The 14,129-nt window shown below is 70.8% G+C and carries 9 protein-coding genes and 1 pseudogene; 5 read left to right on the top strand and 5 right to left on the bottom strand.

Features of this window, described 5'->3' with window-relative positions; translation table 11 throughout:
* Window positions 1-114 precede the first annotated feature (114 nt).
* Both TsocGM_RS16890 and TsocGM_RS16885 read right to left on the bottom strand, forming a co-directional pair.
* Window positions 115-558: a squalene/phytoene synthase family protein gene (locus TsocGM_RS16890; RefSeq protein WP_391732684.1), complete on the bottom strand. Its 444-nt coding sequence runs from the start codon at window positions 556-558 to the stop codon at window positions 115-117.
* Between the two features lie 130 nt (window positions 559-688).
* The gene (locus TsocGM_RS16885) at window positions 689-3,031 is read right to left on the bottom strand and encodes a redoxin domain-containing protein (protein ID WP_126726640.1); all 2,343 of its coding nucleotides are present in this window, start codon (window positions 3,029-3,031) and stop codon (window positions 689-691) included.
* A 221-nt stretch (window positions 3,032-3,252) separates the two neighbouring features.
* Between TsocGM_RS16885 and TsocGM_RS16880 the strand changes: the two genes are divergently transcribed.
* The 5 genes from TsocGM_RS16880 to TsocGM_RS16860 all read left to right on the top strand — a co-directional run bounded on the left by TsocGM_RS16880 (window position 3,253) and on the right by TsocGM_RS16860 (window position 7,845).
* Window positions 3,253-3,978, top strand: a complete 726-nt coding sequence (locus TsocGM_RS16880) for a radical SAM protein (protein ID WP_233578978.1) — start codon at window positions 3,253-3,255, stop codon at window positions 3,976-3,978.
* Window positions 3,962-4,291: a hypothetical protein gene (locus TsocGM_RS16875; RefSeq protein WP_126726638.1), complete on the top strand. Its 330-nt coding sequence runs from the start codon at window positions 3,962-3,964 to the stop codon at window positions 4,289-4,291. The genes TsocGM_RS16880 and TsocGM_RS16875 overlap by 17 nt, the downstream gene beginning before the upstream one ends.
* Window positions 4,292-4,403: 112 nt before the next feature.
* Window positions 4,404-4,940, top strand: coding sequence for an RNA polymerase sigma factor (locus TsocGM_RS16870; protein WP_126726637.1), 537 nt, complete (start codon window positions 4,404-4,406; stop codon window positions 4,938-4,940).
* A gap of 366 nt (window positions 4,941-5,306) precedes the next feature.
* Entirely contained in the window at window positions 5,307-6,038 is a 732-nt protein-coding gene (locus TsocGM_RS16865; RefSeq protein WP_126726636.1) for a hypothetical protein, read from the top strand.
* A 49-nt stretch (window positions 6,039-6,087) separates the two neighbouring features.
* Window positions 6,088-7,845, top strand: a complete 1,758-nt coding sequence (locus TsocGM_RS16860; RefSeq protein WP_126726635.1) for a hypothetical protein — start codon at window positions 6,088-6,090, stop codon at window positions 7,843-7,845.
* Between the two features lie 112 nt (window positions 7,846-7,957).
* Here TsocGM_RS16860 and TsocGM_RS16855 read toward each other — a convergent pair whose 3' ends face one another.
* From TsocGM_RS16855 to TsocGM_RS26110, 3 genes and pseudogenes are all read right to left on the bottom strand, one after another.
* Entirely contained in the window at window positions 7,958-10,126 is a 2,169-nt protein-coding gene (locus TsocGM_RS16855; RefSeq protein WP_126726634.1) for a c-type cytochrome domain-containing protein, read from the bottom strand.
* Window positions 10,127-10,325: 199 nt separating this feature from the next.
* Entirely contained in the window at window positions 10,326-12,770 is a 2,445-nt protein-coding gene (locus tag TsocGM_RS16850; RefSeq protein ID WP_126726633.1) for a DUF1549 domain-containing protein, read from the bottom strand.
* A 104-nt stretch (window positions 12,771-12,874) separates the two neighbouring features.
* Window positions 12,875-14,129, bottom strand: a pseudogene (locus TsocGM_RS26110) (PPC domain-containing protein); the annotation flags it as partial.

Genomic DNA, 14,129 nt, shown 5'->3' with positions numbered 1-14,129 from the left:
GGCGGGAGGCCGGCGGTCGGAGCGTCCCGGGGGTCGAGACACGGGCCCGGGGGCGGAACTCGTCGTTCTCGAGGGGGTCGATCTCGTCGAGCAACCCGCGGAGGAGCCGGCCCCTCACCCGGACGGTCGGCCGGTTCGTCGAACCGATCCGGAGCGGGAGGCCTCACTCCGACTCGTCGGAGGTCTGTCGCGCCCGGTCGATCTGGAGAACCGCATCCGCCTGAGGAAGTCGTCGGCGACGACGCCTTCGGCCAGGTGGGCCTCGGGGAGACCGAGGCGGTCCAGTTCGTTCCGCGGCAGGTCGGTCGGTGCGGCCTTGGCCAGCGCCTCGCGGAGATCCCCCAGGAGATTCGACAACCGCATCACCCGGCCGGGGGCCAGGGCCTGGAGGAAGCAGGCCGGATCACGATACCCGAAGACGAACGTCATCATCAAGCCAACGACTCCCGCATCCCGGTCGCAGGAGAGGTCGTCGCCTCGAGGTCGGGATCGACTCCGATCTCCCGATCGATCGCCCTTCCTGTGATCCGGTCCTCGAACTCGATGCGGGGGATCGATCGTCCGAGGCGTCCCTGTTCCCCGGAGGGCCAGGATACCGGGAGGAGGCGGTCCCTCCGACGGCGGACGCCATCGATCGATCGGGTCAGCGGGGCGTCGGGCCTCTTGGGGCCGATGGCTCGGCGAGGGATCACCGACCCTGGCCGACTCTCGCGTCGTCCAGGTTCAGGCCCGGCCGTCCCTTCCGGGAGCCGGGGCGGCCGCTCGTGCGTTGCAGGGCGTCATGGGACCGGAGCCGGGGGCCGGCCACGGGGGCGGAGTCTCGGCCGAGCAGCCGGTTGATCCGGGAGAGTTCGGAGATGACGAACTCGACGTCGAGGAACGGCTGCCAGGAGATGTCCTGGTAACGGACCTTCCCCTCGGCGTCGATCAGGAACGTGCCGTGCAGGGGCATGGCCTCGAAGTCGTCCATGGCCCGGTAGCGCTGGAAGTGGTCGAGGTCGGGATCGGCGATCAAGGGCATGGCGAAGTGGACCTCGCCGTTGTCCTTCAGGGCTCGGGTCGTCTCGAGGCCGTCGGTGCTGATGGCGATGATCTCGGCGCCGGTGGCCCGGATGCGGTCGGCGTTGTTGCTGAAGGCGATGAGCTGTTCCATGCAGTGAGCGCAGTCGCCGCCGAGGTAGAAGAGGACGACGAGGTTCCGGCCGCGGTAGTGCTCGAGGCGGTGGGTCTTGCCCTCGGTGTCGATCCCCTCGATCGGCTCGGCCGGGAAGGGGGACCAGCAGAGGGGGCCGACGCGGTCGAGGTCGACGCGATTCCGGGCGGCGAGGTCGGAGCGGGGGGCCTGAGGGGGGGCTTGCCAGCCGTCTCGGGCCTTCCAGTCGGCGAGGATGGCCTCAATCCGGCGGAGGACGGGGAGATCGGGATCCGCCTCTCGGGCGATCTCTCGGAGGGAGAGGTAGGCGGCCCTCGCCTCGTCGAGCTTGCCGGCGGCGTGGAGGATCTCGACCCGGGCGGCCAGCGGCGCGACCTCGTTCTCGGCCTTCTCGACCGCCTCGTTGGCCCTGGCGACCGCCTCCTCGGTGCGACCGGCCTTCAGGAGCAGGCGGGCGAGGGACTCGGGGCGCATCGAATCGGCCGACCCGAAGCGCTCGAAGGCGGCGTCGAGGTCCCCTTCCAGGACGAGGCGATGCCCTTCGAGCTCCGCGAGGGCGGCCTCGAGGCCGGGGAGCGGGCGAGGCGGCCGCGGTCCCTCGCCCGAATCTCCCTCGGGGGCCTCTTGCTCCTCGTTCTGCTCGGGCTTCGGCAGGAGTTCCTTCAAGGCGGCGATCCGCTCGTCGAGGGCGTCGGGCTCTCCCCTAGCGGCGTGGGCGAGCCCGGCGGCGTAGGCTCTCCGCAGCTGCTCGGCCGGCTCGGAGGACCAGTCCAGGGCGCCGGAGGCCTCGGCCTCGAGCAGCTCGTCCCACCGCTCGAACGCGATCAGGGCCTCCGCCCAGCGGCGACGGCCCTCGCGCTGGGGAGAGCCGCTGTCCCGGGCGTTGTTCTTCTTCGGGTCTCGGGGCTGCTCGACGAGGTTGCGGGCGACGGCGATCGCGTCGGCCAGGCGGCCGGTCTTGGTGAGGCTCTCCGCCAGCCACTGATTGTTGTGCGCATAGTTGTGGATCATGAAGGGCATGACCCGATCCCGGATCATGTACTCGTGATCGACCCGGGCGGAGCCCTCCTGCTGGTAGGAGGCGTCCGCGTATCGCTTGAGATTGGTATAAGTGTGGCCGGGCATGTGCCAGGCGTGGGCGATGCCGGGGGAGGCCTTGGCGAAGAGGGCGGCGGAGGCGAGGGCCTGGGTGTCGTCCTGTCGGTCCCAGAGGTGGATCTTGTAGTGGTGGGCGCCCGGGTGCATCGGGTTTCGATCGAGGACCGAGTCGATCAGCAGGCTGACCGCCTCCCGGCTGCCGATGCCGTCTTGCCGGCTGTTTTGCCAGGCGACCATGGCCAGCCAGGCCCGGGCGTCGAGGTCGTCCCGGAACTCCTGGACGATGGTTTCCAGGCCCTTCAACCAGCCCTGGCGGCGGTCCTGGTCGTCGATCCCGTCGCCTTCCTTGTAGAGGGCGGAGAGGGCGTCGAGGTAGAGGGTTTCCCGGCGGGAGAGCTCGGCCGATTCGGCCTTCTCCCGGGCGACGGCGAGGAACTTCCTGGCGCGGTCGGCGTTGTTGACGTTAGCCATCGCCATGCCCCAGTAGAGCATGGGGTTCTCCGGCTCGATGGTCGCCGCCTGACGGAAGGAGCGCTCGGCCTCGAAGTAGAAGAAGACGTGGAGCTGGGCCACGCCCTGGTTCATCAGCGCCTGGACCTCGTCGGAGTCGGTGGTCACGGGGAAGTCCACCGTCCCCTGGCCGGCCATCAGGGAGCCGGCCTGGCGGGGGCCCTCGTTGAAGGCCTCCCCGTGGTTGGAGTGCCCTTCCGGCAGGGGCTGGTCCTGGGGAGTCGCCACCGGAAGGAGGAGGAGAGCGGCGACCGGGAGGAGATGGAGCATGTCGCGAGACTCCGGGGCGGCGGCGGAGGTCGATGGCATCGGGCTCGATGATACGGGTGGAACCGCGGCGGAGGTAGTGGGCAAGGGGCCTCTCCCGGGACGCCGGGGGAGCGAACCGGAGCGGGGGCCGCCTCGGATCCGGTTCCAGCCCCCCGGCCCTGGCCCGGATCCGGTAGAATGTCCGACAGCGAGCCGATCCCATCCCCTGTCCGGAGCGTCCGTTGAGTGCCCCGATCCTCCCGCCGGTCGCCCCCGGGCGCCGGGACCATCGCCTCAAGTCGATCCTCGGCCGCCCGAGCGGCGTGCTCGTGGTCCACGAACTCTACCGGAGCCTCCAGGGGGAAGGCACCTTTGCCGGCCTCCCTTGCGTGTTCGTCCGGCTGACCGCCTGCCACCTCCGCTGTTCGTACTGCGACACGCCCCACGCCTTCAATCATGGGGAGCCGATCGCGCTGCGCGCGCTGCTCGAGCGGATCCTCGCGATCGCCGCTCCGGGGGACCTGATCGAGGTAACGGGAGGAGAGCCGCTGCTCCAGGACGAGGCCCTTCCCCTGATGTCGGGTCTGGCCGACGCCGGCCGGGTCGTCCTGCTGGAGACCAGCGGCGCCTGCGACATCGGGCCGGTCGACCCCCGGGTCCGGATCATCCTCGACCTGAAGACGCCCGGCTCCGGCGAGGAGCAGGCGAACCTCTGGGACAACCTGGCGAAGCTCAAGCCCACCGACGAGGTCAAGGTGGTCGTCTGCGACCGCCCGGATTTCGACTGGGCCCTGGAGCGGATCCGGGAGCACCGGCTGGTGGAGCGTTGCCCGGTCCTGGTGAGCCCCGCCCACGGGAGGGTCGACGCGGCGGAGCTGGCCGCCTGGATTTTGGAGAGCGGCCTGCCGCTCCGGCTCCAGGTTCAGTTGCACAAGCAGCTCTGGGGGCCCGATGCCCGAGGGGTCTGATCCCGCCGGCGGCCCCGATCGCCGAGCCTCCCGCCGGTTCGCGCCGCTGGCGGTCATCGGGCTGATCCTGGCCTGGCTGCTCGTCTCAGGAGGGAGGCCGGGCGATTGGATCGCGCTGCGGGGGCCGGTCCCGGGGACGGGAGGGATGCTCGCCAAGGGGCACCTTGTTCTGATCGCCCTGATCCTCATCATCGCCCATTTCGTGTTCCGGATGCCGAGACAGGGGGGGCCGATCTCGGAGGACGAGGGACGGGAGCCCGCCGACGAGGGGGATCCGGACGACGGGCCTGCGATCGGGAGGAGGATCGAATAATTCCCGGGGAGTCTCGAAAAACCTGAAACGGGATCCCACCGCATCCGGGTAGTGCCCGGGTGAGACGACCGGCCCGCCGGAGGCGTCTCGCCGGATCGAGGGCCGACCGCCGATGGACGACGATCGCGCACTCGTCGACGCGCTGCGGGCCGGTGATCCGTCGGCTCCCGCCGCGATGATCGAGCGCTATCAGGGGATCCTCTTCGGCCTCTGCGTTCGGATGCTCGGCCACCGCCAGGATGCCGAGGACGTGGTCCAGGAGACGTTCGTCCGGGCGCTGCGGTCGGTCGAGGGCTTCGATCGGGAACGGCCGCTCCGGCCCTGGCTGCTCGGCATCGCCGCCAATCGGTGCCGGACGGCCCTGGGGCGGCGGGCGAGGCGGCCGACTCCGATCGAGCCGCCCGAGGACCGGCCCGACTCCCGCCCCGGGCTGACCGACCCCGACGACCTGGCCGGAGAGCTGGCCAGAGCCCTCGATCGGCTCCGGCCGGATTACCGCCTGGTCTTCACGCTCTACCATGAACAAGGGCTGCCCTACGAGGAGATCGCCCGGGTGATCGACCGGCCCATCGGCACGGTCAAGACCTGGCTGCATCGCGCCCGGGCCGCCCTGGCCGAGGACCTCACCCGGCGAGGGGTCCACTGCTGACCCCGCTCCCCGAACCGACGCCGTCCCCGAGGGCGAATCGACCCGTGAACCCCGACGTCTCCTCCTGGCGAGCATCGAGCAGCAGGCATCCCGTCGGCCAGGCCGCCGAGGATGATCGCGGCCAGGCTCTCGGGAGGATCGGCCGGGCGGCTCTCCTGGGGTCGGTCGCGGTCGATCGGACGAGCTCGAAGGAGCCCAAGCCGCCCTCCGTCCGGCCCGACTTGGGGAGCGACCTCGGGCCCTTCTGCTTCGAGAAACCATCGCACGTTCCGAGGGACCGCGACCCGGGCGACCTCCCCTGCCGGCGCAGGACGGCGGGCCAGGACGCGCCGGGGGCGTCGAGTCTCCCGGCCGGAGGGTCGATCGATGTCGTGCCGCGAGCTTGACCGTGCCTGGGATCGTCGGCTCGACTCGGTCCGGGCCGGGAGCCCGGTCCCCGAGGTCGAGGGGTTCCCCCCGGAGCTGGAGGCCCACCTCGCGCGCTGCCCCCGCTGCCGATCGCGGTCGGCCGGGTACGCGGCGCTGGCCCAGGCGATCGCCGCGCTCGAGCCCTCCCTGGTCCCCGCCGCCTCGCTTCCGGGGCGGATCCTCTCGGAGGTTCATCGCGATCCCGAGCCGTCGCGGCTGGTGCTCCGGGGTCGCCTGCCGATCCTCCGATCGGCGGCGGTCGCCGCGGTCGTCCTGCTGGGCGTGCTGGCCGGGCTCTGGGCCTTGCGGCCCGAGGGGAAGCGCGGCGAGACCGCGATCGTCCAGGACGCCCCGTCGCTCCCGGAGGCCCCCCGGCCGCTCACGGAAGCCGTCGCCGAGGCGGCGGAGGCGACCGTGGCGCTCGCCCTGAAGACGTCCGAGCCGGCCACCCGCATCGGCCGGGACGTGTTCGGCTCGGCGACCTCCTCCGAGGTCCCGCCCGATGATCCGGTCGTCCCGCCGAATCCGATCGTGCCGGGAAGCGCGGCCGATCGGGTGGTCAAGCTGATCGGCGACGGCCTGGAGGCGGGCGTCCGGCCGCTCTCCCGGCCGACCCGAAGCGCCTTCGGCTTCCTCCTCCCCAACCTTCCCCGGGCCGACGAGCCGCCCCCCGACGATCGGGGCGCCTGACTCCCTTCCTCGGAATCGCCCGACAGCAACCGGGTCGGAGATCGTCCTGATGAGTCCGAGTCACCGCTGTTCCCGGTTCCTTCCCGTGGTGATCGCCGTGCTCTGCGGCCTCGGGGGGAATCGCCCCCCCGACCGCGAGGCGATCGATCTCCTGCTCGACCGGGTGCCTCCCGACGCCTCCCTGGTCCTGGAGATCCGGGATCTGGGCGATTGGCTGCGGGCCCTGATCGACTCCCCAATGGGCGCCCGTCTGGCCGACTCTCGCGTCGTGCGCGACTGGCTCGACTCGGAGGAAGGGAAGTCGCTGCGTCGGGCTCGGCGCGACATCGAGACGGCGCTCGGGGCGCCGCTGCTGGAGATCGCTGACGGCCTAGCCGGCGAGGCGGTGGTTCTTTCGCTCCATCTCCCGGACGGGGCTCCCCCCGACGACGCGAGGGGGATCCTCCAATCCGCCGTGACCGACCGCGAGCTGCTCCAGGCCTTCATCGCCGCGGCGAACGGGGCCGAACGCGCCTCGGGGAACCTGATCCGGGTCGATCGCCGGGAGCATGGCGGCGTCTCGTATGCTGTGAGAGTCTTCCAGGACGGCCGGCCCGAGGAGGCCTACGTCCTGCTCGATGACGGGACGTTCGTCTGGACCAACGCGGAGCGGTTGCTCCGGGAGGTGATCGATCGCGCCTCCGATCCGGACCTCTCGGCCTGGGGCGACCGGCTCGCTCGGGCCCGGATCCGATCGGCCTCGCCGGCCGGGGCGATCGCCCGGCTGTTCATCGACCCCGGGCTCATCGGCCGGATGGCCGCGACCGACCCGGACGCCCCCGCCCTGGAGGACCTTCCCGGACCGATCGCCGAGTCGATCCGGGCGGTCGAGGCGATCGGCCTGGCCCTCGAGTGGAGAGACGGGCCGATCCTCCACGTCGTCGAGGTCCTCGATCCCGACCTCCTGCCCGACCCGATCCGATCCTGGGCCGCTCGGCGAGGGGACCCCTCGGCGCTGCTGGGCCTGATTCCAGGGTCGGCCCTTCTTGCCGCGAGCGGACATGTCGACTGCCCGGCCCTGCATGATCTGATCGTCGCCTCGGTCCCCGAGTCGGGACGCCCCCGCCTCGAGACGATCAACGAACTGGCCAGGGGCCTGCTCCTGGGACTTGAGCCGAGGAGCGCGATCCTACCCGCGATCGGTCCGGGGCTGGTCGGGTGGGTCGACACCCCTGCTCGGGAACTCCCGCTGAAGGCGGCGCCGGCCGTTCTCGTGGCCTCGATCGGCGATCCGGCGGCGGCCGAGGCGATCGACAATGCCTTGCGGACGTTGCTGGCCTTCGTCTCGCTGGACGAGGAGCGGGACGGTCCCCTCCGCCTCTCGATTGGGAGGGGAGACGGCACGAGGGTCACGGCCCTGGTTTCGGGAGAAGGGCCGGGGTCGACCCGGTTCGCCTTCGCCGTTGGCCGGGGGATGATCGTGGTTGGCACCGACGCCGACGCCGTGGCCGAGGTGCTGGCCGGAGGCGGCGCCGAGCGATCCGGGAAGGGGCCTCGCCCGGCCGTCCTCGATGCCCGGGAACGGTACTTCCCGGACGCCTCGACCTTCGCCTATCTCGACCTTGGGGCGGTCGTTCGCATCGCCACCGAGCGCCGAGCCGAGCTGGGGACGCTGCTCGATGTCCCGACGGAGGACGAGGACCTCGACCGGCTGCTCGACCTAATCTCCTTGTTTCGAGGCGCCTACGTCTCGTCGAGCCTCAGCGAGGACGGGACGCTTGCCCGGCAGCGGCTGGGCTTGCTGCTCTCCGAGGCCGAGGGGCCCTGAGGCCTCTCTCGTCTCCTCTCGGTCCGCTCCGCCCCGAGGGGGGCATCGCGGCCAGCCGACGGGGGATGGGAGGGGGGCCCCGCCCGATTCGAGGCGGGCGGGGCCGAGGGGATTATTCTTCCCGGTTCGCCGCGGCCGCGGTTGGCTGGGGTTCGGCGGCGTCGAGCTCGGCCGTGAGCGCGTCGAGCCGGTTCCGAAGCGACTGGGCGGCGGCGGCGAGGGCCTCGGCGGCGGGAGCCTTGGCGGCGAGGGCGGCGTCAGCCTCGGCCTTGGCGGCGGCGGCCTGATCGAAGGCGGCCTTGAGCGGGCCGACCGCGTCCGATGCGGCCTTGGCGGCGTCCCGGGCGGCGGCGAGGGCGGCGTCGGCCTGCCGCTTCTTCGTCGAGGCCTGGGCCAGCGGGGCCTGGGCGGCCTGGAGGGCCTTGGCCGAGGCGATGACCTCGGCCAGGGCGGGGACGACGGCCTGAGTCGCGGCCGACCGATCGGCGAGGGCCTGCTCGACGGCCTGCTGGGTCTCGGGGTCGGCCGGCGAGGACGCGGACTGTTCGGCGAGCGATCGGCTGGCGGCGGCCGATTCGGAGGCGGCCTGAGCGGCGGCGGCGAGGGCGTCAAGGGTCTGGGCATCGGCCTCGGCGGTCTGTCGGAAGGCGGCGAGGGCGGCCTGGAATTCCTGGTCGGCGGCGCCGGCGGCGGCCTCGGCCAGCCTGGCGGCGTCGGCCGCCTGCGCCGAGGCTCCCTCGGCGGCCTGGAGTCGGGCCTCCGCGGCGGCCAGTTGCTCGGCGGCGGAGGCGGCGGCCTGGCGGAGCGGCTCGAGTTCGGCGATCGCGGCCTCGGCCCTGGCCTGGGCGGCCTGGTATTCGGGGCGGAGCTGTTCCAGCCGGGCCGCGACCGACAGGGGATTGGCGCGGAGGTCTCCCAGCGGAGTCGCGTCCTCGGCGTGGAACAGGCGGACGACGCCGTCGAACGTGCCGGCGATCACCGTCGCGTCGTCGTGGCCGATGGCGGCCTGGAGGGCGAGATCATTGAAGCCGCCGAAGGCCTTCAGTTCCTTGCCGTCCTGGGACCAGAGCTTGGCCGAGCGGTCCCGGCCGCTGGTGACGAGCCGGCCGTCCTTGGCGAACCGGACGCTGGTGGTGCCGCCGCCGTGCGCGTTCCAGCTCTTGATCTGGTTGCCGGTGAACATGTCCCAGGTCTTGACCGAGGAATCCTCGGAGGATGAGGCGAGGACGTTCGAGTCGAGCCGCCAGTCCATGCCGGTGACCATGGCGCCGTGGCCGCCGAGGACGTAGAACTCTCGGCCGGTGCGGGCCTCCCAGACGAGGGTGCCGCCGTTGCGGTCGCCGGAGGCCAGGAGCACGCCGTCGGGGCTGAAGGCGCAGGCGGTGACCCAATCGGTGTGCTTCTTCTGCTCATACACGAGGGAGTTGTCGGCGGTGCTGTAGACGCGGAGGACCTTGCTCGGGCCGCCGAGGGCGATCAGGGAACGGTCGGGGCTGAGGTCGGCGGCGAGGACGAGGTCATACTCCTGCCCGGCCTCGATGACCCGCTCGCCGGTCTTCACGTCCCAGACGACCACGCGGCCCGACTGGCCCCCGCGCCCTCCTCCGGCCAGCAGCAGATCGCCGTCTCGGGTGAACTTCAGGACGTGGACATCCCCTTCGGGGAAGGGGAACACGCCGACGAGGTGCTGGCCCTGGGTGTCGTAGAGCAGCACCTGCCGGTGCTGGCCGATGGCGACCAGCGGGGCCCACGGGCTGGCGGCCAGGGCGAGGATGGCCCCGGGACGCTCGGTGATGAGGACGGGCTCAGTGGAGACGCCGATCGGCATGGCCGGCTCGCCGCTTGGCTTGCCGATGGCCGAGGGATCGAGCGTGAACTCCATCTTCGGCTTCTTCGGCACATTGACGACGCTGCCGGCCGATTCGGGGGCGCCGGCCTCGATCCAGGCCCGCAGCGTCTCCAGCTCCTCGTCGGGGATCCGGGGGGAGTCGGGCGGCATGTGCGGCGTCTCCTGGTGCGAGACCAGGAGGAACAGCCAGGAGTTGTCCGGGTCTCCCGGCTCGATGGCGGAGCCGGAGCCGCCGCCCTCCATCATGGTGGCGTAGGTCGTCAGGTTCAGGCCGCCGGAGGTCTTGTCGGCGTTGTGGCAGGAGTTGCAGCGGGCCTGAAAGATCTTGGACGCGTTGTCGTTGAAGGTAAGCTTGGCGTCCTCGGCCGCCGGCAGCACGGCCGTCGGGCCGATCAGCAGGGCCAGGGCCGCGGTCGGGGGAAGCGGTCGCATCGGCGGGGACCTCGGTGCGGAAGCAGGTCGGGGGATCGGGCGGAATTCCCCCCTCCCCTGGCTGGGGCTTGGAGAGGGGCCTCGACGCGGTGGCGAGCGGCGGGAGGGTGGGAGGGGAGGCGTGCCTCCCCTTCTCCCCGGCCCTCTCCCCGCCCGAGGGCGGAGCGAGGGGGCCGATTTCAATCAGATTATCAGTTTGTCAGTGATTGAAGATAAACTCCCGGCTGTTGAGCAGGGCCCAGGCAACGTCTTCGAGGGCGTGCTGCCGGTTCGAGCCCTCGCCGAAGAGGGGGAGGAGCTGGGCGGTTTCTTCCTCGGTTGGGGGCCGGGTGAGGCATCGGATGTAGAGGTCGGCGATCAGCTCCTCGGGCGGCGATTCGCTCTCCGATAGGGCCTTGAGCACGGGGCTCTGGCGGATCTTGGCGTTGGTTGTCGAGCCGTTGAGCAGGTGGAGCGACTGGGAGAGGGTGGGCTCCATCTTCACCTCGCAGGAGCAGACGGTTTCCCGGGTGGCGCGCCCGAAGGTGGTGAGGAAGTAGTTCGAGGAGCGGCCGTCGGCGATCTGCACGGCCCGGGCGCCCAGCGGCAGGCCTTGAAACTTGTCTTTGGTGTCCGTCACCTGGCTGATGATATCCAGCAGGTTCTCGGCCTTGATCCGGCGGAGGTTCGCCCGGGCGAAGTTGACCGAGTCGTGGGCGTTCGACTCGTTGGCCACCGTGTCGCGCTGGTACGTCCGGCTGTTGCAGATGTCCCGGACCAGCGCCTTGAGGTCATAGCCCGACTCGGTGAAGCGCCGGGCCAGCTCGTCGAGCAGCTCGGGGTTCGAGGCCGGATTGGAGACCCGGAAGTCGTCGACCGGCTCGACGATGCCGATGCCGAAGAAGTGGGCCCAGACGCGGTTGACGAAGCTGGTGGCGAAGTACGGGTTCCGGGGAGAGGCGAGCCACTCGGCCAGCACCTGGCGGCGGTCCTTCCCCGAGACGTCGGGCACCTCGCCGCCCAGGAACTTCGGCGGCATGACGCGGCCGCCAACCGGGTGCTTGGTCTCTCCTCCTCCGGAGTTGAAGATGATCGTCTCGCGGTAGTCGTCTCCCTGCTTCTTGCCGATCTGGGCGAAGAAGGCGACGAAGCCGTAGTAGTCGTCCTGCGTCCAGCGGTCGAACGGGTGGTTGTGGCACTGGGCGCACTGGATGCGCATGCCCATGAACACCTGCGCGACGTTCTCGGCCAGCAGGAGCTTGTCGTCGGTTCCCTGGTAGAAGTTCGTCGCCGGGTTCTGGAAGGTGCCGCCGCTGGCCGAGAGGAGCCTTCGGGTCATCTCGTCCATTGGCACGTCGTTGGCGAGCTGATCGACGAGCCAGTTGTAATAGAGGTACATCCCCTTGTATTCGATCCGGTTCGGCACCGTCCGGACCTGGAGCAGCTCGGCCCACTTTTGGACCCAGATCTCGGAGAACTCCTTGCGGGAGAGCAGCTCGTCGATGAGCTTCGCGCGCTTGTTGGGGTCGGTGTCGGCGAGGAAGGCGTGGTATTGCTCCGGGGTTGGCAGCAGGCCGACGAGGTCGATGGAGGCACGCCGCAGGAAGACCTCGTCCGAGCAGAGCCCCGACGGCGCGATCCGAATCTTCCGGAGCTTGTTGGCGACGAGGGTGTCGATGTAGTTGGCCTCGGGCTCCTCGGGGTAGGAGAACTCCAGGCCCTTGGGCAGAACGAGGAACTGGGAGCCGACGGTGAACGTCTCGAAGCGGGCCATCACGAAGGCCTCGCCGCGCTCGCCGGCGGTGACGAGGCCGGCCTCGTCGACGGCGGCCGAGGTCTCGTTGTTCGTCAGGAAGACGGCCAGCGAGGTCACGTCGCGGTCGGTACCGTCGGAGTAGACGGCGCGGACCGTCAACTGCTGGGTCGAGCCCTTGCCGTCGAGCACGGCGCTTCTCGGGTAGAGCTCGACGGCGGTGATCGTGGGCAGCGTGCTCACGTCATCGTTCGGGGCGCCGGCGGCGATCCACTCGCGGACGGTCGCATACAGCTCGCCGTCGGTGGAGAACCGCTGGCCGCCGGAGTGAGGGACCAGCCCCGCCCCCTTCTCCAGCACGGTCGAGGCGTCGGGCACCGCGAGGTTGATCCGACGGCCGGGGAGCTCGCGGAGCAGCCGGTGGTAGTCCCCCTCGGGGTCGAAGCCGAAGAGGGAGAGGCGGAACCCGTCCTTGCCCCGAGCGGCGCCGTGGCAACTGCCGGTGTTGCAGCCGGCCTTCATGAAGACGGGCATCACGTCGAGCCGGTAGCTCAGGGCAGGGTGCTCCTGGGCCCGGCTGACGGTGACGGGCACGGTCACCGATCGGCCGCCGAAGGAGATGGTCAGCTCGGTCGTCCCGTCGGCGGCCGGGAAGTAGGTGGCCCCCTCGACGCGGACGAGAGACGGATCGGCCAGGGTGAAGGTGGCCTCGGCGGTCACGTCTCGGGTGGTGTCGTCCGCGAAGATGGCCTGGACGACGATCGATTGGCGGTCGCGATCGGTCGACAGGTTGATCTGGGGGGGGAAGGCGAGCAGGTCGGCGAGGGCCGGCTCGTCGGCCCTCGCCGAGCCGCCGAGGGCGGTCGCGGCGAGGGCGGCGGCGAGCACTCGGGTTGGGTACGAGGCGGGCATGAGGCATCTCCTGCCGTCGTCAGCGTTGTTCGGTGTCTGATCCGTTGGTCGAGAGCGGGGGGGCGGAGCGTCTCCGTCCTCTGGCCGAGAGGCGGTCGCTCGCATCACGGTCCCTCCTGGGGGGCCTCGCCGGCCCGGGCCTGGTTCCGCTGCTCCTGCTCGAGCCGCAGCTGCTCCAGCCGGCTGAGCGGCTTCTTGGGTTGTTCCTGGGGCGCCTCGGGGGCGGCGGCGGGAGCGGCCTCGGCCTCGGCCTTGGGTTCTTCCTTCGGGAGGGGCTTGTCGACCCGAAGCTCGGTCGACCCGAGGTTGTGCAGGATCGGCTCGCCCTGCTGGGTGACGACGACCTGGCAGAACAGGTTCTTGTGCGTCCCCTCCGGGGTTTCAGCGGCGATCGCGATGGGGAAGATCAGCTCCTCCGTGTCCTTGGTGATCGTCTTGACCTCGGTGGTCGCCCCGTTCGGCAGGCCGATCAGGGTGACGGTGGCTTCCCCCTCGAACTCGGTCAGGGTGTTGACCTTCACGAGCAGGGGGACCTCCGTCCCCTGCTCTCCCGCGGCCCGCTGGAATTCCAGCGTGAGGAACTTCTCGGCCACCGTCAGCGGCACGAGTTGCGAGCTGACGACCACCGGGCCGGTCGGGCCGGTGGAGGAACCGTTGACGACGATCTTCCAGGTCTGGAGCGGGGCGTTGTCGCTGGCGTTGATGGGGATCAGCGCCTCGTTCTGCCCTTCGGGGATGGAGACGCCTCCGGCCGAGCCGATTCCGGGAGGGTTCCAGGGCAGAGACACCGCGATCGGGGCCGTGAATCCCTCCGCCCTCGAGGCGACCACCTTCAACTGCATCGAGCCGTTCCGGACCACCGGCACCTTCGGCTCGACGACCTCGATCGAGAAGGGGGCCTCCTCGGTCACCGACACGGCCAGGCGGTCGACGGTGCGGGTCCAGAACGGGATGTTGTTGCGCCCCTGGACCAGCTCGACGGTGTGGGAGAGCTCCGAGGGGATCCCCTGGAGGTTCGGGTCGGTCGGGGTCCCGCCGAGCGAGGCGAGCGTTCCGGAAAGCGGGGCGTCCGCCTCGGCGGTGAAGAGGACGGGCATCTGGGCGATGTTGGCGGTCATCGTGTCCGCTTCGAATTGGACTCCCGGGGGCAGGCCGTCGGCGGCGAAGGTGAGGTCGCCTCCGAAGTCGGCCCGGGAGGCGTTGAGCAGCAGCGCGACGCGGTTCCCGCGGGGGACCGGGGCGGTGATGACGCCGATCTGAGGGTTCTCGTTCTGGGGGCTGACCGTCAACTTCGGGGAGACGGGCGTCACCTCGATCCGGTAGACGTAGTTGGCCCCCCCCTTGCCAAGGTGATCTCGG

This window comes from Tautonia sociabilis (assembly GCF_003977685.1).
Taxonomy (GTDB): Bacteria; Planctomycetota; Planctomycetia; order Isosphaerales; family Isosphaeraceae; genus Tautonia; species Tautonia sociabilis.
This window is presented reverse-complemented; position numbering and strand designations above follow the sequence as displayed.

Excerpts from the sequence above, each read along its gene's own strand:
- TsocGM_RS16860 (WP_126726635.1), top strand. The coding sequence starts at position 6,088 with ATGAGTCCGAGTCACCGCTGTTCCCGGTTCCTTCCCGTGGTGATCGCC.
- TsocGM_RS16850 (WP_126726633.1), bottom strand. The coding sequence starts at position 12,770 with ATGCCCGCCTCGTACCCAACCCGAGTGCTCGCCGCCGCCCTCGCCGCG.
- TsocGM_RS16875 (WP_126726638.1), top strand. The coding sequence starts at position 3,962 with ATGCCCGAGGGGTCTGATCCCGCCGGCGGCCCCGATCGCCGAGCCTCC.
- TsocGM_RS16855 (WP_126726634.1), bottom strand. The coding sequence starts at position 10,126 with ATGCGACCGCTTCCCCCGACCGCGGCCCTGGCCCTGCTGATCGGCCCG.
- TsocGM_RS16870 (WP_126726637.1), top strand. The coding sequence starts at position 4,404 with ATGGACGACGATCGCGCACTCGTCGACGCGCTGCGGGCCGGTGATCCG.
- TsocGM_RS16865 (WP_126726636.1), top strand. The coding sequence starts at position 5,307 with ATGTCGTGCCGCGAGCTTGACCGTGCCTGGGATCGTCGGCTCGACTCG.
- TsocGM_RS16885 (WP_126726640.1), bottom strand. The coding sequence starts at position 3,031 with ATGCTCCATCTCCTCCCGGTCGCCGCTCTCCTCCTCCTTCCGGTGGCG.